This window comes from endosymbiont 'TC1' of Trimyema compressum (assembly GCF_001584725.1).
Classification (GTDB): Bacteria; Bacillota; TC1; order TC1; family TC1; genus TC1.
Genome location: NZ_CP014606.1, coordinates 1,207,501 through 1,226,242, shown reverse-complemented (window position 1 = coordinate 1,226,242; position 18,742 = coordinate 1,207,501). Strand labels below are relative to the sequence as shown.

Sequence of the window (18,742 nt, the reverse complement as noted above, 5' to 3'; positions counted from 1 at the left end):
ATGAAAAGGGGATATGATGGATCCAATAGCAATTAATTTATTTGGCATAGAAATTATGTGGTATGGTATACTCATTGCAGCAGGTGCTTTAGTAGCTATTTTATTCAGTTATTTTATTTTAAAAAAAGAGAAAAATTTTAATGAGGATTACTTTTTAAATGGAATCATTATTACAGTTATAGTAGGCTTTATTGGTGCTAGACTATGGTTTGTTCTCTTCAACTTAGGTGATTTTCATAATTTATGGGATGTTATTAATACGAGAAATGGTGGACTTGCTTTTCATGGCGGTATTATTTTTGGTGTCCTTGCATTTGTTCTTTATGCTCGGAGGAAAAAAATTGATATACTGAGGTATCTTGATGTCATTAGCGTCGGTGTTTTATTTGCTCAAGGACTGGGTCGTTGGGGGAATTTTTTAAATCAAGAAGCCCATGGAGGTCCTGTATCAGAATCATTTATTAGCCATTTTCCTACCTTTATTCAAAATGGAATGTTGATTAATGGTGTTTATTATCACCCTACTTTTCTTTATGAATCAATTAATGATTTAATTTGGTTTGTTGTATTGGCTTTTCTAATTTTAAGAAAAGTGAATTTTAAGAAAGGCACTTTTCTTGCATTAGCCATTTTTGGTAATTCTTTAGGCAGATTATTTATTGAAGGCTTGAGAACAGATAGTTTAATGTTAGGTCCATTACGAGTGGCGCAAATAGTTGCCTTTACTGGTATTATTTTGAGTTTGTTATATCTTGTATATTTATATTTGATTATGAATAAGCATAGAAAAAATTAATTATTATTGAAAGGGTTGATAAGGAATGAACAAAAACATGCGGCAGTTGAGACTTGACAGAGGTCACACACAACAATCCTTAGCTGAGAAAGTCGGTGTGGCTAAGCCAACGATTCACTTGATAGAAGTCGGTAAATATAATCCAAGTTTGAAAGTGATGAAAAAAATATGTAATGAGCTGAATGCAACTCTAGAGCATTTATTTGGTGACGAATCATATATTGAAGATTAATAGAAAAGAATGCCTTAGGCATTCTTTTCTATTTTTATACATTCTTTTAGTATTATTTTTTTTAATTCTTTTAAATTAATAGTTGGTCTATTATCATCTAGAGGGATAATTGAAAAGAAATTTATGTAGAGTTTATTTTTTTCTGTAAAAGTAGTCTGAATATGAAGGGGGACAAAGAAAATCTCTAGAGAATCATATTTTCCATTTGGAATATTTTCATTAATCAGTGGGATTAATTCATCAACATTTAAACGTTTAAGTGGTGCTACAAGATTAGTAATGTAGTTAATGTCTTCTAGCATCCATAAGTTATTGCTCCAAAATCGACCTTGTTCTTTGTTTTCTCCTATGAAAACTTCTCTATTTGAAATAGCACTTAGTACCCGTCTTAAAGATATATGGGCGAACTGTTCTATGTAAGAAGCTTTAAAGGGAGGTAGCTCTGTAATTCTTAGGATATATAATTCACTAACTTTTTCTTTTTCTAAAATAAGTTGCCAAAAAACAGGAGACTTTCAACAGCAGTAAAATCAATTTTTATAGCCTTTAACATAAGAAAAACTCCTTTCTAAGTTTATTTTAATTGCTAAGGATATCCTATCATAAATATGTAAAAAACAGTGAAAAATGATATAATAAAAAGGGATGTATAAGAGAATATGGAGGAAACAATGACAGAATTACTTATGGGATTAAATGAAAGACAAAAAGAAGCTATTTTACATAAAGAGGGTCCTCTTTTAATTATTGCAGGGGCAGGCTCTGGAAAAACAAGAGTACTCACTAGAAGGATTGCCTATTTAATTGCAGGAGGCGTTAGCCCTTATGAGGTTTTAGCTATTACTTTTACAAATAAAGCAGCCAGCGAAATGAAAGAGCGAATTGGGGAATTGACTAGTGGCTTTACAAGCAAGGCTTTATGGGTAAGTACTTTTCATAGTATGTGTAATAGAATCTTAAGACAAGAAATTGAAGCTTTAGATTATACAGTTCGTTTCAATATTTATGATAGTAGTGACCAAGAAGCTTTAATAAAAAAAGTAATTAAAGAACAGAGAATAGATGATAAAAAATTTACACCAAGAAATCTTTTGTATGCTATTAGTAATTGTAAAAATAGAATGGAAGACTATTTGAATGTGCAGAAGAAAGCCAGCAACTTTTTTAAAGAGACTGTAGGTCAAGTCTATGAAAGTTATCAAAAAGCTTTGAAAGAAGCAAATAGCCTAGATTTTGACGATTTACTCTATTTAACAGTTAAGCTTTTTAAAAAATATCCAGATATATTAGAAAAATACCAAGAACGCTTTAAGTATATTTCTGTAGATGAATACCAAGATACGAACTATGTTCAGTTTTTACTAGTCAAAATGTTAGCTGGGAAATATAATAATATTTGTGTAGTAGGGGATCCTGACCAATCTATTTATGGTTGGAGAGGTGCAGATATGAATAATATTTTAGATTTTGAAAAGGATTATCCCAATGCTAAGACTATTTACTTAGAACAAAACTATCGTTCAAGTGAAACTATTCTTACTGCTGCTAATGCAGTTATTAAAAATAATAGTGATCGCAAACCTAAATCATTGTGGACTGAAAATAAAGGTGGCGAATTAATTTGTTGTTATGAAGCAACAGACGAAAGTGAAGAAGCAATTTTTGTGGTCAGAGAAATTGATAAAATTGCTAGAAAAGAAAAAAGACCCTATAGTGACTTTGCCGTTTTTTACAGAACTAATGCTCAATCTAGAATTATTGAGAAAAGTTTAGCTCGCTATGGAATTCCTTATAAACTATATGGTGGTGTTAGTTTCTTTAAAAGAAAAGAAATTAAAGATATTATTACCTACCTTCAATATTTAAATAATCCAGCTGATGTCATTGGTTTTGAAAGAATAATCAATACTCCAAAACGCGGAATTGGAAAAGCTACTGTAGATAAAATATTTGCTTTTGCAAGAAATCAGGAAATTACCTTAGAAGAGAGTTTAAATCGTGTAGATGAATATCTTTCTGCTACAACACTAACAAAAGTAAAAGGCTTTATTGACCTGATTAGGATCTTAAAGGAGCTTGTAGGCAATGTTAGTTTAACTGAGCTCACTGAGGTTATTTTAAAGGAAACTGGTTATTTAAAAGCCCTTGAAGTCGAGAGAACAGAAGAAGCAAAAGATCGTATTTTAAATGTGCAAGAGCTTTTATCTGAAACCCGTGAATTTGATTTATATGATGAGGAAAAAACCTTAGAGGCTTTTCTGGCCAATACAGCTTTATATAGCGAAACAGATGAATTAAATGATGATGAAAAGGTAACTTTAATTACCCTTCACATGGCCAAAGGCCTTGAGTATAAAGTTATTTTTATCACGGGTATGGAAGAAGGTATCTTTCCGCATTATAGAGCCCAAGGAGATCCCCTTGAAATGGAAGAAGAAAGACGGTTGTGTTATGTAGGTATTACGAGAGGTGAGGAAAAAGTTTATTTAACTAGAGCTTGGCAGAGAAATCAATTTGGTATTACTAGAGGCGATTATAAGTCTAGGTTCTTAGACGAAATACCAGAAGAATTATTGGAATTTCCTCATAGAACAACAACAGAAAAAAGAGATACTTTTATTAGAGATCCATTTGAAAAAGCCAAAGGTGGTGGCCTTACTTTAGGTGATCATGTTTTCCATAGTAAATTTGGTGAAGGTATGATTGTAAAGGTTGATGGAGAAGGTTGCGATGGTGTCCTTTCAATTGCTTTTACCAACCTAGGTGTTAAGAAATTAATTGCCAAGTATGCACCCATTAAAAAAATCAAGTAGGTGGAATAAATGACTAAAAAAGAGGCTAAAGAAAAAAATGAGTCTTTAACAAAAATATTGAATAAAGCCAATGAGGACTATTATCTTTATGATATGCCTACCCTTGCAGACAGCGAATTTGATGATTATATGCATCAATTAATAGAGTTAGAAAAGGAGTATCCAGAATTTTTAAAAGATACTTCCCCAACTCAAAAGGTAGGAGGGGCTCCTTTAGTTTTATTTTCCACATATACTCATCGTTATCCCTTGTTAAGTTTAAGTAATGCTTTTTCAGGAGAAGATTTAGATAGTTTTAATGGACGTTGTGAAAAGACTCTAGAAAAAACAGAGCTTCAATATATTGGAGAGTTGAAAATTGATGGATTGTCTATTGCTCTAATCTATCAGAAAGGAAAGTTAGTTGTTGGTGCAACGAGGGGCGATGGCTTTATTGGTGAAAATGTAACTCACAATGTAAGAATGATTAAGGATATTCCTTTAGAATTACCTGTTCCTATTGATTTAGAAATCAGAGGAGAAGTCTATATGGATAATGATACTTTTGTAAAGCTTAATAAAGAACGGGTAGAAGCCGGTTTAGCGGAATTTAGAAATCCCCGGAATGGAGCAGCAGGTTCTTTACGGCAACTAGATTCTAAGGAAACTAAAAAGCGTCACTTGTCTTCTTTCTTTTATGAAATAACATATCTTAAAGGTAAAGATATTGAAACTCAGGAAGAGGCTTTAGAATATTTAGAATCTTTAGGTTTTTCTACTAATAAGGATCGACTTTTAGGGTCAATTGAAGAAATGATTGCTTTCTGTGAAACTATTGTAGAAAAAAGAGGTCATCTTTCATATGGTATTGATGGCGTTGTTATAAAAGTAAATAATATTAGAGATCAAATTGAATTAGGTTCTACTACTAAAAGTCCACGCTGGGCAATTGCCTATAAATTTCCGCCAGAACAGCAAATTACAAAGGTTGAGGATATTTCTATTTCTGTTGGGCGTACAGGTGTATTAACGCCGGTGGCTGAATTAACCCCTGTTCTAATTGGCGGTTCAGTTGTCAGTAGAGCTTCCCTGCACAATGAGGACTATATAAAAGAAAAAGATATTAGAGCAGGTGACTACGTTGTTATTCAAAAAGCTGGTGATGTAATTCCGGAAGTAGTAAAAGTAGTATTGGATAGGCGACAAGAGGATTTAGTTCCTTTTGTTTTTCCTACTAGATGCCCAGTTTGTAATTCTCCTGTAATTCGCATTGCTGGAGAGGCCGGCCATCGTTGTACAGGTGAACTCTATTGTCCAGCCCAATGGGTTAAAGGATTAATTCATTTTGCTTCTAGAGAAGCCGTGGATATAGATGGATTGGGAGAAAAAATTGTCGAGTTATTCGTAAATGAGAAACTCATTAGTAATCCAGGCGATATCTATAGGTTGAAAAAAGATGATATAGAAAAATTAGAAGGTTTTAGGGAAAAATCAGCAAATAATTTAGTAGAAGCAATTAGTAAAAGCAAACAGAGAGGGTTAGGTCCATTATTGTTTGCTTTTGGAATCCCCTTAGTTGGTAATAAATCTGCTAAAGTACTGGCCAGATATTTTAGGACTATGGGTGCTCTTTTAAAAGCTAAAAAAGAAGAGTTCCTTAACGTAGAAGATGTAGGGGAAAAGATGGCTGATAGTCTAGTTAGGTTTTTCAGTGAAGAGCGCAATCGAAAAATTATTGAGGATTTAAAAAACCAAGGAGTAATGATGGAGGAAACCTTTGTTTTAAAAGGTAGCATATTTAAAGGAAAAACTATTGTCCTAACAGGAACCTTGCCTCATTATGATAGAAAAGAAATGATGAAACTCATTGAAGATTATGGTGGCAAAGTATCTACCAGCGTTTCAAAGAAAACGGACTATGTTTTAGCTGGCTCTGAAGCAGGCAGTAAATTAGAAAAAGCCAACAAACTTGGCATTGAAGTATTAGATGAAGAAGGATTACTAAAATTATTAAATAAGGAGGCGTAATAAATGGCTATTGGAAGAAAAGAAGTTGAACATGTTGCTTCACTAGCAAGATTAGCATTAACTGAAGATGAAAAAAAAGCCTATGAAGAAGAATTAAGAGATGTGATTACTTTTATGGATAAGTTAGAGGAATTAGATACAGAGGGTATTGAACCTACAATTCATGTTCTTGATATGAACAATGTCTTTAGAAAAGATGAAATTCAGGAAAGTCTTCCTATAGATGATGTCTTAAAAAATGCACCCGATAGTGAAGAGGGCTGCTTTGTAGTACCTAGTATATTGTAGGAGGACTGGCAATGGGGAAAATAAAAGCGACTCATGAGAGTCTTGTTAATAAAGAATATTCTGTTACTGAACTTGTTAAAACAACTTTGGATAAAGTTAAAAAATCTAGTCCCCAATTAGGGACTTATATTACCATTACTGAGGAAAAAGCTCTAAAAGACGCTGCAGCAATAGATGATAAAATAAAAAAGGGTGAGCCTATTTCTGTGTTGAGTGGTATTCCAATGGGCGTAAAGGACAATATATCAACAAAAGGCATAAGAACAACCTGTGCTTCTAAAATGCTTGAAAACTATACGCCTATATTCGATGCGACTGTAATGAAGAAATTAAATAATGAATCTCCTATTCTAATTGGGAAATGCAATATGGATGAGTTTGCTATGGGTTCTACAAGTGAAACATCAGCCTTTGGAGCTGTTAAAAATCCTTGGAGTACCAAGCATGTTCCTGGTGGCTCAAGTGGTGGTTCAGCAGCAACTGTTGCTGCTGATGAAGTTGTATTTTCCCTTGGTACAGACACTGGAGGCAGTATTCGACAACCAGCAGCTTTTTGTGGCATTGTAGGTATGAAACCAACCTATGGTACTGTTTCTAGATTTGGGGTTGTTTCCTATGCCTCTAGTCTAGATCAGGTTGCTTCTTTTACAAAAACTGTTGAGGATTGTGCTATTGTTATGGAAACAATTAGTGGCTATGATCCGTTAGAGTCTACATCTGTTAATAGGCCTAATCCAAGCTATTCTAATGGCTTAGGAAAATCAATTAAAGGTTTAAAAATTGGTGTACCAACAGAATACTTTAAAGGTGATTCAGTAGTTATGGAGAAGATAAAGGCGGCTTTAAAGGTATATGAATCATTAGGTGCAATAATTGAGGACGTTAGTATTCCCCATGCAGAGTATGCTTTGCCGGCATATTATATTATTGCTTCGGCTGAAGCTAGCTCAAACTTAGCTAGATTTGATGGTGTTCGTTATGGCGCTAGAGTAGAGGATGTTGAAGATGTTACAGACATGATGTCAGAAACAAGAGGTCAATTCTTCGGAAAAGAAGTAAAGAAACGAATTATGATAGGAACTTATGCATTAAGTGCTGGCTATTACGATGCTTATTATTTAAAAGCTTTGAAAGTTAGAACTTTACTTAAACAAGACTTTGATAAAGCGTTTGAAAAATTTGATATTTTATTAACGCCAGTTGCACCGTGTTTACCTTATACAATTGGAGAAGGTTATAAGGATCCAGTTGCAATGTATTTAGGTGATTTATGTACAGCCTCTATTAATTTAGTCGGTATTCCTGGCTTAACAATTCCTTGTGGTTTTTCAGAAGGCTTACCAATTGGCTTGCAACTTTTAGGAAAACCTTTTAGTGAGAAAGCATTATTGAACGCAGGGGCCGTGTTTGAACAAAATACAGATTATCATAAACAAAGTCCTAATATGGAGGTGCTATAATGGCAAAAGGATATGAAACAGTTATTGGTTTAGAGGTTCACGTTGAACTTAAAACTAATACAAAAATATTTTGTAGTTGTTCAACTGAGTTTGGGGGGAGCCCTAATAGTCATACCTGCCCTATTTGTTTAGGGATGCCTGGAACATTACCTGTTTTAAATGAAAAGGTTGTAAAGTTTGGGGTTATGACAGGGCATGCATTAAATGCAAAAATACCTAATTTTTGTAAATTTGATAGAAAAAACTATTACTATCCTGATTTAACCAAAAACTTTCAAACATCACAATTTGATTTGCCAATTTGTGAGAACGGCCATTTAGATATTGAAGTAAATGGAGAGATGAGAAGAATTGGAATTACGAGAGCTCATATGGAAGAAGATGCTGGAAAACTAGTACACTCAGGAAAAACAATTACAAGTTCAAGCTCTTCCCAGGTAGATTATAATAGAGCAGGTGTTCCTCTGTTAGAAATTGTTTCTGAACCAGATATAAAAAACAGTGAAGAGGCTAGAGTTTTCATGGAAAAATTGCGTCAAATAATTTCTTATATTGAAGTGTCCGACTGTAAAATGGAAGAAGGCTCTATGCGTTGTGATGCTAATGTATCGGTAAGACCTATTGGGCAAAAAAAACTAGGAACAAGAACAGAAACAAAAAATTTAAATTCTTTAAAAGCGCTAGAAAAATCTATTGAATATGAGGTTCGAAGACAAATCAAGGTTATTGAAAAAGGCGAATCTGTTGTTCAAGAAACTAGAACATGGGATGATGAAAAAGGTATAACATTATCTATGCGTAGTAAAGAAGAAGCTCAAGACTATCGTTATTTTCCAGAGCCTGATTTGCCACCAATTATTTTGACAGATGAGTGGATTGAAGAAATTAGAGAAAGTTTACCAGAGTTACCTGATGCTAGGAGAAAACGACTAATTGAAAATGATGGCCTTTTTGAATATGATGCTGATCTCATTATAAGTGAAAGAATTATTTCTGATTTTTATGATGGTGTTAGAAAAAATGGTCATGATGGCAAAACTATTGTAAACTTTTTAATGGGTGATTATATGAAATCTTTGAAAGAAGAAGGTGAGACTGTTTCTTCTTCAAAAGTTACAATAGAATCTTTTTCAAAATTACTAGATTTAATAAAGGATAAGACTATTAGTGGAAAAATAGCTAAAGAAATAATACCAGAAATAATAAAATCTGGTAAAGTTCCAGAAGCTATTGTGAAAGAAAAGGGACTAGTTCAGATTACAGATTCAAGTGAGATTGAATCATTTGTTGATGAAGTGCTTAATAATAATCTTCAAGCAATTGAAGATTATAAGCGTGGTAAAGAAAGTGCAATAGGCTTTTTAGTGGGTCAAGTTATGAAGGCTTCTAGAGGAAAAGCTAATCCAGGTATTGTCAATGGATTGCTAAAAGATAAATTAAAATAACACAGTTTGAATAAAAAAAAGACTTTGATTTTTATGAAGTAGTATAAAGATAGGAGGCGTAAAAGATGTGTCTCCTATCTTTTGTTATATAATGAAAAAAGGCGGTGAGAAAAGAATATACCTTTCACAGTAAAGAAGAAAAGCTATCAATAGTAAAGCGATACTTGTCAGGAGAATCTAGAAAAAACCTCTCAAAAGAAACTGGAATAAGTGAAAGCAACATCCACAAATGGGAGTAACAATAATTAGCAGAAGGAGAACCTAATCAGTATGAAAAACACAAGTATTGCTAGATGCTCATATTAAAAATATTCATACCCACTATCCTTCAATGTGGGATACCGACAACTGCGAGATAAACTTGAATTAGAGGTTGATTGGCAAGTATGTGATGTGTCTGTGTGGCGTTCAATGAAGCGGCTCAATATTAGAGGATATACACGTAAAGCCCGTTACCTGTATTTATCCTAATATTTTAAATCGAAAATTTAACACACTAGATTCTCTCAGAAAAGTGGTTTCAGATATTACATATATTAAACATAAAGGAAAATGTTACTATCTAATTTGTTATTTAGATTTATTCAACAATGAAATTATAGAATGGGAATTAAGTGATTCTCTTGGTATGAAATTTGTTCTAGACTCCGCAAAAAGGTTTCTGGAAAAACAAAGCGTACTTGATTACCCTATCCTTTTACACCGTGACCAAGGTATTCAATACACTTCATCAGCTTATCAAGCCTTGCTTAGAGAATATAATGTTGTTCAAAGTATGTCAAGAGTCGATAACCCAAAAGATAATGCCATTACGGAAAGTTTCTTTGGCAGGTTTAAAGATGTTTTGCGTTTTCAATTCCGCCCCGTTATTGGTTAGAAGATGATTTACGCTCTGTAGTCGCTAAAACAATTCACTATTTTAATTATATTAGGCCTGTTCGGAAACTTAATGGAAAACCACCTGTCCGATTTAGAATTGAACAGGTGGTTTAATTCAGTCTTTTTTATCAAAGTCTTTTTTTAAAATAATTCTAGATGATAAGTCGCTACTTTTTGCATGTCATTCTCATAGACAATAGGTTGTTCAACTATAGAGTCTTCTATTTCATTTTGATAAATTGAAATAAAAAATGATAGATTTTTAAATTCATTAGTCAAGTTGTTTGTAACTTCGCCAATCATTTTTTTACCTAGAATTGCCAACTCTTGTCTAAATTGCTCATCGCTTCTAAAATATTTATCATCAATAATATAGTTGTTTTTAAAAGGCTTATTTTTATGAAGCAATTTTCTTGTGCCAAAGTTGTAAGGCCTTCCTAAATAGGAAATATCAATGAGAATTTTCTCTTCTTCCTCTAAGGCGTTAATATCCCTTAGAGTAATTTCGCTAATTTTTTTTTTGATAGTGTTTTCATTATCCATATCATTCACTTTCCTTTGTATCGATACATATATTATGTATTATACAACATATCCGAATGAAAGTCAAATTATCTTAACAGGAACATTTTTATTCTTATTTTGTTAGTTTTGGAACAATATAGTTATTGTTGTTTTTAACAAACCATTTATTAGGGTCTGTTTCAATAAATTTGAATTTTCCGAGAATATCACTGTCAATAAGTCTGTATTTATCATAAATCATCTTATATTCATCTGTATCTTTATGATAAAATATATTATCCTTTACTATATAATAATCTGTAAAAGAATTAATTTTCTCCTTTTCTCTCATGGTTTTTAAGATATGGAAGTAGTTTGGCATATCAGATTTTGCTGCAGATAAAACCTTTTCTCCTAAAGATGTCATATCAATAGTTTCTTCAGTAGTTTTTAATGATTCTGAATTACTCCAAATAAATGCTGGCACTTTATGCATTTTATGGTTTTCTCCAGAAGATAGTTTTTTTAGAGTATCTTCGGCATTGGACATTTGAAAGTTTGCAAGATTTCTAAACTTTAATGAAGGCTGATGGTCGCCATAAAATGCTACAATTGATGGTTTTTCCCTATTTCCTAGATATTCAATTAACTCTTTAATAGATTCATCAGTAGCTCTTAAGCTAGTTAAATAACTATTAAATTCTTCTAAATATTCGGGATTTTCAATATCATTACCATTATAAGTAATTGCGTATTTTTCAGGACCGCCGTAAGGAACATGTCCTTGCATTGTGACTGCAAAAATAAATTTTGGTGCATTTTCATTTTTTTCTAATCTGTTGATAATTTGATTTGTTAATTCAATATCATTTATATATTGAGATCCGGGATAAGCAAGTCCACGTTCGTATATTGTTGGGTCATTATCAACCATGGTTTCTAGACTATCAAATTCATTAAATCCAAGAAGTCTATACACTTGATTTCTTTTATAGAAGTTTCCAAAAAAAGGATGTAGTAGGTAGGAATAATATCCTTGTTCTCTAAGAATGCTTCCCAAGGAAATGGTTGGTTTATTTAGATAACCAGAGAATACAGTCATTTCTGCTGGGAAAAAAACTGTAGAAAGTCCTGTAATCATTTCAAACTCAGCATTAGCTGTTCCGCCACCGAAAACAGGTGAGGTAACAGAAAATGAGTCGCTTTTCTTTTGTATTTTGTGAAAATAAGGTAATGGATCTTCAGAAAATTTACTTATATCCATTGTTTCTGTTGGATCAAAAAATGATTCGTTTTGGATTACAATTATATCTGGTTTTTCTTTTGAGTTATTTTTATTATATTTAATAGTGCTAAGCTCATGACTAAAAGCTGTTTGAATTTCATTTTCATTTGGTGCCTTAAGCTTAACCGGATTATTAAATTGAGAAAAAAAGTAAACTGGGGCTCCTGTTTCATTTACAGTAGCCTTAATTGGTACGGAACCTCCTCTAATAACAATCCATTCAGGCGAGAAGGAGTAGACAAAAAAGAAAAAAAGAAAAAATCCTACAATACCTTTTAATTTATTTTTAGAGGAAATTTTTGGCAAGCGCATTTTTTTAATAAGTATCATAGCGATAATGGCAATTAAAATCACGTATAATAATATGCTTAAAATAAAGCCGGGTGTCAGTACTCCCGCCATTTCGCCTGCTTCTCCTAATGTTAAAAAATCAGCTGGGCTGGGACCCGTTCCTCTGAAATCATATTTTACTTTGCTAGCAATACCCAATATGACCATTAGAATTGTCATTATTGATAATGAGACATATTTATTGTTGAAGATACATACAAATAGTAAGAAAACAAATCCTATAAGTATGATATTTAATAAAAAATATAAAGGATTTTTAACTATAAATATTAATGCATCAAGAATATTTAAGCGTGTTAATATTTCAACAGCTATTGTCATAAAAATTATATAAAAAGGGATAAGCGCAATACTTGTTTTTGTTTTATTTGATTTACTGCTTACTGGTTTTATTCTATTTGTGTTAATTTTATTATTTCTTTTTTTAGCTGTATTTACAAATGAGTTGTTCAAATAATTCACGCTCCTACATATTAGTTATTATTCATAGGTTATTGTCAATTCATCTTCAGATGAATTGACAATGTATTCAATAGGTCGAGACTTGGGGGATATGAATCAATAAAGTTGGTTGAATTTGTTTCTCCTAACTGTTTTTTTCCATTGCTATTTTTCTATAAATAGTATATGTTGTTTCTGGACCTTGCCATTTTAGGCTGATTTATCCATTTTTCATTGTAGCAGATCCTTTGCCAGCAGTACTGTCAACTAATGAAGAACTTGCTTTTTTGGGTTCTAATCCTTTAATAAATATATCCGTATAGCCAGTGTTTGTGTTTGTTGGCAAACCATTAGTTCTATCAATGTTTTCTTCAATAATATTTTTGGGTTTTTCAAAAGTGCTATTAGGCGTATTGGCTAGTGATTGGCTCATTACGCTACTCCAAATATTGGCACACATATTACTGCTATAACTTCTAGATAGGTAATGGTTTTCATCACTTTGATCGTAACCTATCCAAACAGCAGCAGTAAGTTCTGGTGTGTAGCCAACAAACCAAAGATCTTTATTACCATTATGAATCACTTTGCCAGAAGAATCAACCATATCAGTAGAACCTGTTTTACCAGCAGCATCTCTATTTGCTAAAGCGGCGCTTGTTCCAGATCCATGATCAACAACATCTTCAAGTGTATTTGTAACCATATAGGCTACTTCCTGACTAATAACTTGTTGGCTTTTAGGTTTAGCTTCATATACTACTTTACCATAACTATCTACGATTTTTCGAATAGATGTATTTTCTATTAATTTGCCTTTGTTAGCGAATGTACTGTATGCTTTAGCCATTTCTAGAGGTGATACTCCCTGTTTTAAGCCGCCTAAAGCTAGAGAAAGGTTATCTTTTTCACTATCTTCTAAACTAGTAATGCCTAAACGTTTAACAAAGTCAAAGCCTGTTTTAGTACCAATATCGTTTAATACTCTAACAGCAATGGTATTGGTTGAACGAGCAATAGCGTTACGTATGCTCACTTTACCGCTGTAGGTGCCTTCGTAGTTAACTAATTCATAAGGTCTTCCTTGACCATCATAAACAGGAGGTTCTGGAGAGTCATTATAGACGGAAGAAGGTGCTACAATTCCTGCTTCAAATGCGGGGCCATATACGCTAATTGGTTTAAAAGTTGATCCAGGTTGACGTTTTGCATCTATGGCTCGGTTAAAGCCTTGTTCTAATTCATAGGTTCTACCACCTACAAGTCCTCTTATTTCTCCAGTAGTATGATCAACAACTACCATAGCGCTTTCGGGCTTAACACCATTCATTCCGCTAGGGAAATAACTGCTATTTTGATAAACATTTTCTATAGACTGTTGTACATTAGTATCCATAGTAGTATAAATTGTATAACCGCCTTTATAGAGACTTTCCAGTTTCTTTTCAGATAAGATTCTATCAGCTTGAATGGTTATATAGTCTGTAAAGTATTTATTGTTTTTTGTTGTTGCATCATCTGATGAGTAATCTGTTCCATCTGTTAATGCAACTTCTGTATTTTTAATTGCCTCTCCTTCTGCTTCAGTAATTCTATTAGTTTCCACTAACCGTTTGACTACCATAGCCCTTCTTTTCAAGGCTTCATTCATGTTTACGTAAGGATCGTAAAATGAAGGGCTTTGAGGTAAGCCGGCTAATAGCGTTGCTTCTGCATCTGTTAATTCATTTGCGTGCTTATTAAAGTAGGTTGTTGAAGCAGCTTCAATTCCATATGCACCATGGCCAAAATAGGCTGTATTGGCATAATGTGTAAAGATTTCTTCTTTTGTTAATCTTTCTTCAATTTGCATAGCCAAGAGTATTTCTTTAATTTTACGTGAGTAGTCTTTTGATAGTGCCTCGTCACTGCTCAAAAATACTCCTCTTGCCAATTGTTGAGTGAGAGTGCTTCCTCCTTGACCTTTGGAGCCAGAAAAAATATTTGATACGGCAGATCTCAAGATTCCTTTAATACTGAAACCATTATGCTCATAAAATTCATTGTCTTCTGTAGCAATAACGGACTTTACAAACATTGGTGATATTTGATTGTATGTTACAGGGGTTTTGTTTTCCTGAGCAAATTTTTTACTAATAACCTGCTCATTTTTATCTAGAATTTGTGAAGTAATTGATTTATCAAAAACTGCTTCGTTCCATTCTGGCAAAGTTTTTGATAAGTAAGCTAAATAAACAGTGCCTGCTGTTACTGCTAAAATAGTTAAAACTAAGAGGGTGATAAGTATTCTTAAGGTTATATTTTTCCAAGAACTTTTCTTTTTTGTAGTTCCTGTTTTTTCGCTACGGCGTTTATTATGTTTATTGTCAATTCTTGACATAGGTATAGTCACATCCTTTATTGTAAGCTTATTTGATAATTATTAATTATCAAATATAAAATTAACTTTATTATATCAAAAAATGAGCTAATTTTCAAAATCACTTTTTTATGCTACAATGAAGTTTATGATATCCTAATAAATTATTAATGGAGGTAGATTTGGTGGAGCAATCACTAGAAAAGCAAATGAGTATAATCAAAAGAGGAGCAGTTGAAATTATACCTGAAGAAGAATTAGTTAAAAAGGTAAAAAAAGCTATTAAGGATAATAAACCTTTAAAGGTGAAGCTGGGATTAGATCCTTCTGCGCCAGATATTCATTTAGGTCATACAGTTGTTTTGCAGAAGATGAAACAATTTCAAGATTTAGGTCATGATATCTATATTATTATTGGAGACTTCACTGGAAGAATAGGTGATCCTTCTGGAAAATCTTCTGCCAGAAAGCAGCTGACCCAAGAAGAGGTATTGATTAATAGTGAGACTTATAAAACTCAAATCTTCAAAGTCTTGGACCCTGATAAGACTAAGCTGGTTTTTAATAGTGAATGGTTGGCTACCTTTTCTTTTGAAGATGTTATTCGTTTAGCAGCGAAAACTACAGTTGCTAGAATTTTAGAAAGAGATGATTTTCAAACTAGATATAAAAATAATCAACCCATTGGTGTTCATGAATTTTTCTATCCATTAATGCAAGGTTATGATTCTGTTGCTTTGGAAGCTGATGTTGAATTAGGAGGAAATGATCAGAAGTTTAACCTTCTAATGGGACGGCAAATCCAAAAGGAATATGATTTACCTGGACAAATTGCTATAACAATGCCAATTTTAGAAGGCCTAGATGGTGTTCAAAAAATGAGTAAGTCTTTGGGTAATTATGTAGGGGTTGATGAAGCGCCTAATGAAATTTTTGGTAAACTCATGTCTATTAAAGATGAGTTTATTTGCCGATATTTTGAATTAGCTACACAGATCTCTATGGATGAAATTGAGCAAATGAGAGAAGCAATGGATAATGGAGCGAATCCTCGAAATTATAAAATTGCTTTAGCTAAAGAAATAATTACAACATATCATAGTAAGGAAGCAGCAGATGAAGCTGAAAAAAATTTCATTCAAGTTTTTTCTAAGAACCAGATACCAGAGGATATTCCTGAATATAGGTTTACAGAAGATAAGGAAGAAATCTACTGGATTCCCAAGCTGTTGCATATTCTTAAATTAGTTTCTTCTACATCAGAAGGAAAAAGAATGTTTGAACAAGGTGCTGTTCGTATTAATAGTGCGAAGGCTGAAAATAGTCAATTGAAGGTAGAAGACCAAATGGTTATTCAAGTTGGTAAGCGGAAATTTGTAAAAATAGTATTTTAATATTAAGCTATAAGAAAATGAAACTGTTAGAAGCAGTTTCATTTTTTGCAAAAAAAGAGCCTATTATTAGGCTCTTAGATTTTTGATATTATGGAGTTGGTGTGATAGATTTTTTTGGATCAACAGGCTTTACTGGATCAACAGGCTTTACTGGATCAACTGGTTTTTCTGGTTCGGCAGGGGTTGGTGTAACTGGCGCTGGAGTTGTAACAACTGTATTAGTTGTAGTATCTTCTTTCTTATCTTCTTTCTTATCTTCTTTCTTATCTTCTTTCTTATCTTCTTTCTTATCTTCTTTCTTATCTTCTTTCTTAGGAGCGGACGATCCTATAATGTTTTTCTTCTGGAAATTTCTAGGAATAGTTTCTAATGGATTAGGTTTTGTAAATGGCTGATCTTCAAGAGGCGCTAAATATTCAGACATAAATGCTTTCCATAGTCTAGCACAGTAGCCACCACCATATTGATCATATAATGCATTTTGGGCATTTGGTTTGTCAAATCCTATCCAAACAGAAGCAGTAATTGATGGTGTATAACCAATGAACCAAAGGTCTTTGTTACCACCAGACACGCCTGGAAGTTCTGTTGTACCTGTTTTGCCAGCCATTGTAATTGGCAGTTTTGATTGAGCGCCTGTACCTGATGAAACAACTGACTGTAATAAATCTGTTATGTACCAAGCCACTGTTGGTGAAATAACTTGCTTGTTTTCTGGTTGGTATTCATAAACAACAGCACCTTTACTGTTAACAATCTTTGTAATGAAGTGCGCTTTTTCTCTCATACCTTCATTGCCAAATGTTCCAAAAGCTCTGGCCATTTCAATTGGAGAGACTGCTGCTGCACCACCTAAAGCCATACTTAGATACTCAGAACTTTCAGTTGGCATATCTATGCCTAATCGTGTAGCAAAATCATAACCTTTTTCAGTACTAATATCATTTAGGACTTGAACAGCAACTGTGTTAATGGAGTTTTGAATAGCTGTTCTAACTGTAACTGCTCCACTGTAGTTACCGCAAGCATTTTTTGGTTGATAGCCATTAATGTTAATTGGACCATCTACATAAGTATCATTGGCCGTTAGGCCTAATTCAATTCCAGGCCCATAAGCTGCAATTGGTTTAAATGTTGAACCAGCCAGTCTTTCTTTAGATAATGCTCTGTTTAAACCTAGCTGAGCTTCATATTGTCGACCTCCTTGAATGGCTCTAACCTGACCATTTTTTTGATTATAAACAACCATTGCACCTTGAGCTAGTTCGCCATTAACTTCGTTTGGAAAATAGTTTGGGTCAGCAAAATACTTTTCAAGTAATTGTTGTCCTCGAGTATCTAATGTTGTGTAGATAGAGTATCCACCTGTATATAATGAAGCTAGTCCTTTTTCTTTTAGTATGTCGCCTGCTTCTCCAATAGCACTATCAATAAAGTAACCATATTGTGTACCGGCATTAGTTCTTGTTGGATTAAGTGCAATTGCTGTAGCCTTTGCAGTTTCTGCTTCTTTCTTTGTGATATAGCCTGCAGTGGACATGGCGTTTAATACATCATTTCTTCTTGCTATTGCTTTGTCCATATTGGCAATAGGATTTTGATCACTAGGAGACTGAGGTGTTCCTGCAAGAATAGCAGCTTCTTCTAATGTTAATTCGGAGAGTTCTTTGCCAAAATATGTTTTAGCTGCTGCTTTAATACCATAGGAGGATTCACCATAGTTAATAACGTTCACATAATAGGTAATAATGTCTTCTTTGCTCATAACTTCTTCTAGCCCAAGAGCAATAAGGCCTTCTTTGATTTTTCTACTCATTACTTGAGCTGTTCTATCAGATTGATCTATTAGAACATTCTTAGCTAATTGTTGTGTCAAAGTACTGGCTCCTTCTTTGACGCCGCCTGCTTTAAAATTTGAAAATATTGCTCTAATAATGCCAATTGGATCTACACCCTCATGACTCCAAAAGCTTCTATCTTCTATAGCTACTACTGCATTAATAAAATTTTTTGGCAATTCATCAAAAGTTGCCCAAGATCTGTTTTCAGTGCCGTATCTATCAGCAACCATATTACCAGCATTATCATAAAAGGTAGAAGTCAAATCAAATGTAAGTGTTTCGGGGCTGACTGCTTCCAAGTTTCTGGCGATGTTACCACTATATACAGTAACACCTAATGTAAATCCTCCTAAAAGAATAGCTGCTCCTGTAAACAGCACATAAAGCCCTTTTCTTAACCTAGATGTTTTTTTCTTTTTAATATCGATATCCTCTTTGGAAATGCTAGTGTTTTTAGTTTTACTCATTTATTTACAAGCTCCTTTTGCTTTTGTTTCTTTATTTAATAATGGTTGTTATGTAAAATTATCAATTCAGTCTAATACTAATTATACATTTAACTACTATAAGATGTAAATACTTAACTTAATAAAAAGAAAATTTCCAAGAAAAATTATAATAAAGGCTAAAAACTTGAAAAATGGTAT

The 18,742-nt window shown here is 33.2% G+C and carries 15 protein-coding genes; 10 read left to right on the top strand and 5 right to left on the bottom strand.

Annotated features, from left to right (window positions below):
• Positions 1-16: 16 nt before the first annotated feature.
• Together lgt and AZF37_RS07685 are read left to right on the top strand one after the other, a co-directional pair.
• Positions 17-796: a prolipoprotein diacylglyceryl transferase gene (gene lgt / locus AZF37_RS07690; protein WP_088370274.1), complete on the top strand. Its 780-nt coding sequence runs from the start codon at positions 17-19 to the stop codon at positions 794-796.
• A 37-nt stretch (positions 797-833) separates the two neighbouring features.
• A complete protein-coding gene (locus tag AZF37_RS07685; RefSeq protein ID WP_245611937.1) occupies positions 834-1,028 on the top strand; it encodes a helix-turn-helix transcriptional regulator in 195 nt (64 codons plus the stop codon).
• A gap of 14 nt (positions 1,029-1,042) precedes the next feature.
• Here AZF37_RS07685 and AZF37_RS13600 read toward each other — a convergent pair whose 3' ends face one another.
• Entirely contained in the window at positions 1,043-1,519 is a 477-nt protein-coding gene (locus tag AZF37_RS13600; protein WP_483855414.1) for a TDE2712 family protein, read from the bottom strand.
• Positions 1,520-1,687: 168 nt separating this feature from the next.
• On the opposite strand from AZF37_RS13600, the gene pcrA reads away from it, so the two are divergent.
• The 7 genes from pcrA (at position 1,688) to AZF37_RS07650 (ending at position 9,918) form a co-directional block, all read left to right on the top strand.
• Positions 1,688-3,841, top strand: a complete 2,154-nt coding sequence (gene pcrA / locus AZF37_RS07675) for a DNA helicase PcrA (protein ID WP_425425425.1) — start codon at positions 1,688-1,690, stop codon at positions 3,839-3,841.
• A 9-nt stretch (positions 3,842-3,850) separates the two neighbouring features.
• Positions 3,851-5,848 (top strand): NAD-dependent DNA ligase LigA, encoded by a 1,998-nt coding sequence (ligA, locus tag AZF37_RS07670; protein WP_088370270.1) that lies wholly within the window; start codon positions 3,851-3,853, stop codon positions 5,846-5,848.
• A 3-nt stretch (positions 5,849-5,851) separates the two neighbouring features.
• On the top strand, positions 5,852-6,136 hold the full coding sequence (gene gatC / locus AZF37_RS07665) for an Asp-tRNA(Asn)/Glu-tRNA(Gln) amidotransferase subunit GatC (RefSeq protein ID WP_088370269.1): 285 nt from the start codon (positions 5,852-5,854) through the stop codon (positions 6,134-6,136).
• Positions 6,137-6,147: 11 nt separating this feature from the next.
• A complete protein-coding gene (gatA, locus tag AZF37_RS07660; protein ID WP_088370268.1) occupies positions 6,148-7,596 on the top strand; it encodes an Asp-tRNA(Asn)/Glu-tRNA(Gln) amidotransferase subunit GatA in 1,449 nt (482 codons plus the stop codon).
• Positions 7,596-9,041: an Asp-tRNA(Asn)/Glu-tRNA(Gln) amidotransferase subunit GatB gene (gatB, locus tag AZF37_RS07655; protein WP_088370267.1), complete on the top strand. Its 1,446-nt coding sequence runs from the start codon at positions 7,596-7,598 to the stop codon at positions 9,039-9,041. The genes gatA and gatB overlap by 1 nt, the downstream gene beginning before the upstream one ends.
• 104 nt (positions 9,042-9,145) lie before the next feature.
• Positions 9,146-9,280: a helix-turn-helix domain-containing protein gene (locus tag AZF37_RS13430; protein WP_162474002.1), complete on the top strand. Its 135-nt coding sequence runs from the start codon at positions 9,146-9,148 to the stop codon at positions 9,278-9,280.
• A 275-nt stretch (positions 9,281-9,555) separates the two neighbouring features.
• On the top strand, positions 9,556-9,918 hold the full coding sequence (locus tag AZF37_RS07650) for a DDE-type integrase/transposase/recombinase (protein ID WP_162473761.1): 363 nt from the start codon (positions 9,556-9,558) through the stop codon (positions 9,916-9,918).
• A 143-nt stretch (positions 9,919-10,061) separates the two neighbouring features.
• Here AZF37_RS07650 and AZF37_RS07645 read toward each other — a convergent pair whose 3' ends face one another.
• From AZF37_RS07645 to AZF37_RS07635, 3 genes are all read right to left on the bottom strand, one after another.
• Positions 10,062-10,463, bottom strand: a complete 402-nt coding sequence (locus tag AZF37_RS07645; protein WP_088370266.1) for a hypothetical protein — start codon at positions 10,461-10,463, stop codon at positions 10,062-10,064.
• A 94-nt stretch (positions 10,464-10,557) separates the two neighbouring features.
• Positions 10,558-12,207 carry an LTA synthase family protein gene (locus tag AZF37_RS07640; protein WP_172793099.1) on the bottom strand — a complete coding sequence of 550 codons (1,650 nt, stop codon included), beginning with the start codon at positions 12,205-12,207 and terminating at the stop codon, positions 10,558-10,560.
• Between the two features lie 514 nt (positions 12,208-12,721).
• Complete coding sequence (locus AZF37_RS07635) at positions 12,722-14,881, bottom strand: transglycosylase domain-containing protein (RefSeq protein WP_088370264.1); 2,160 nt, start codon at positions 14,879-14,881, stop codon at positions 12,722-12,724.
• 149 nt (positions 14,882-15,030) lie between these two features.
• Here AZF37_RS07635 and tyrS point away from each other — a divergent pair, with 149 nt between their 5' ends.
• Positions 15,031-16,254 (top strand): tyrosine--tRNA ligase, encoded by a 1,224-nt coding sequence (gene tyrS / locus AZF37_RS07630; protein ID WP_088370263.1) that lies wholly within the window; start codon positions 15,031-15,033, stop codon positions 16,252-16,254.
• 88 nt (positions 16,255-16,342) lie between these two features.
• Here the strand turns inward: tyrS and AZF37_RS07625 are convergent, their stop codons facing one another.
• Positions 16,343-18,562: a transglycosylase domain-containing protein gene (locus AZF37_RS07625; RefSeq protein ID WP_088370262.1), complete on the bottom strand. Its 2,220-nt coding sequence runs from the start codon at positions 18,560-18,562 to the stop codon at positions 16,343-16,345.
• Positions 18,563-18,742 lie beyond the last annotated feature (180 nt).

Bases quoted from the DNA above. Each gene is read 5' to 3' on its own strand.
- lgt (WP_088370274.1), top strand. From the start codon at position 17: ATGGATCCAATAGCAATTAATTTATTTGGCATAGAAATTATGTGGTAT.
- AZF37_RS07685 (WP_245611937.1), top strand. From the start codon at position 834: ATGCGGCAGTTGAGACTTGACAGAGGTCACACACAACAATCCTTAGCT.
- pcrA (WP_425425425.1), top strand. From the start codon at position 1,688: ATGGAGGAAACAATGACAGAATTACTTATGGGATTAAATGAAAGACAA.
- ligA (WP_088370270.1), top strand. From the start codon at position 3,851: ATGACTAAAAAAGAGGCTAAAGAAAAAAATGAGTCTTTAACAAAAATA.
- gatC (WP_088370269.1), top strand. From the start codon at position 5,852: ATGGCTATTGGAAGAAAAGAAGTTGAACATGTTGCTTCACTAGCAAGA.
- gatA (WP_088370268.1), top strand. From the start codon at position 6,148: ATGGGGAAAATAAAAGCGACTCATGAGAGTCTTGTTAATAAAGAATAT.
- gatB (WP_088370267.1), top strand. From the start codon at position 7,596: ATGGCAAAAGGATATGAAACAGTTATTGGTTTAGAGGTTCACGTTGAA.
- AZF37_RS07645 (WP_088370266.1), bottom strand. From the start codon at position 10,463: ATGGATAATGAAAACACTATCAAAAAAAAAATTAGCGAAATTACTCTA.
- AZF37_RS07640 (WP_172793099.1), bottom strand. From the start codon at position 12,207: ATGGTCATATTGGGTATTGCTAGCAAAGTAAAATATGATTTCAGAGGA.
- AZF37_RS07635 (WP_088370264.1), bottom strand. From the start codon at position 14,881: ATGTCAAGAATTGACAATAAACATAATAAACGCCGTAGCGAAAAAACA.
- tyrS (WP_088370263.1), top strand. From the start codon at position 15,031: ATGGAGGTAGATTTGGTGGAGCAATCACTAGAAAAGCAAATGAGTATA.
- AZF37_RS07625 (WP_088370262.1), bottom strand. From the start codon at position 18,562: ATGAGTAAAACTAAAAACACTAGCATTTCCAAAGAGGATATCGATATT.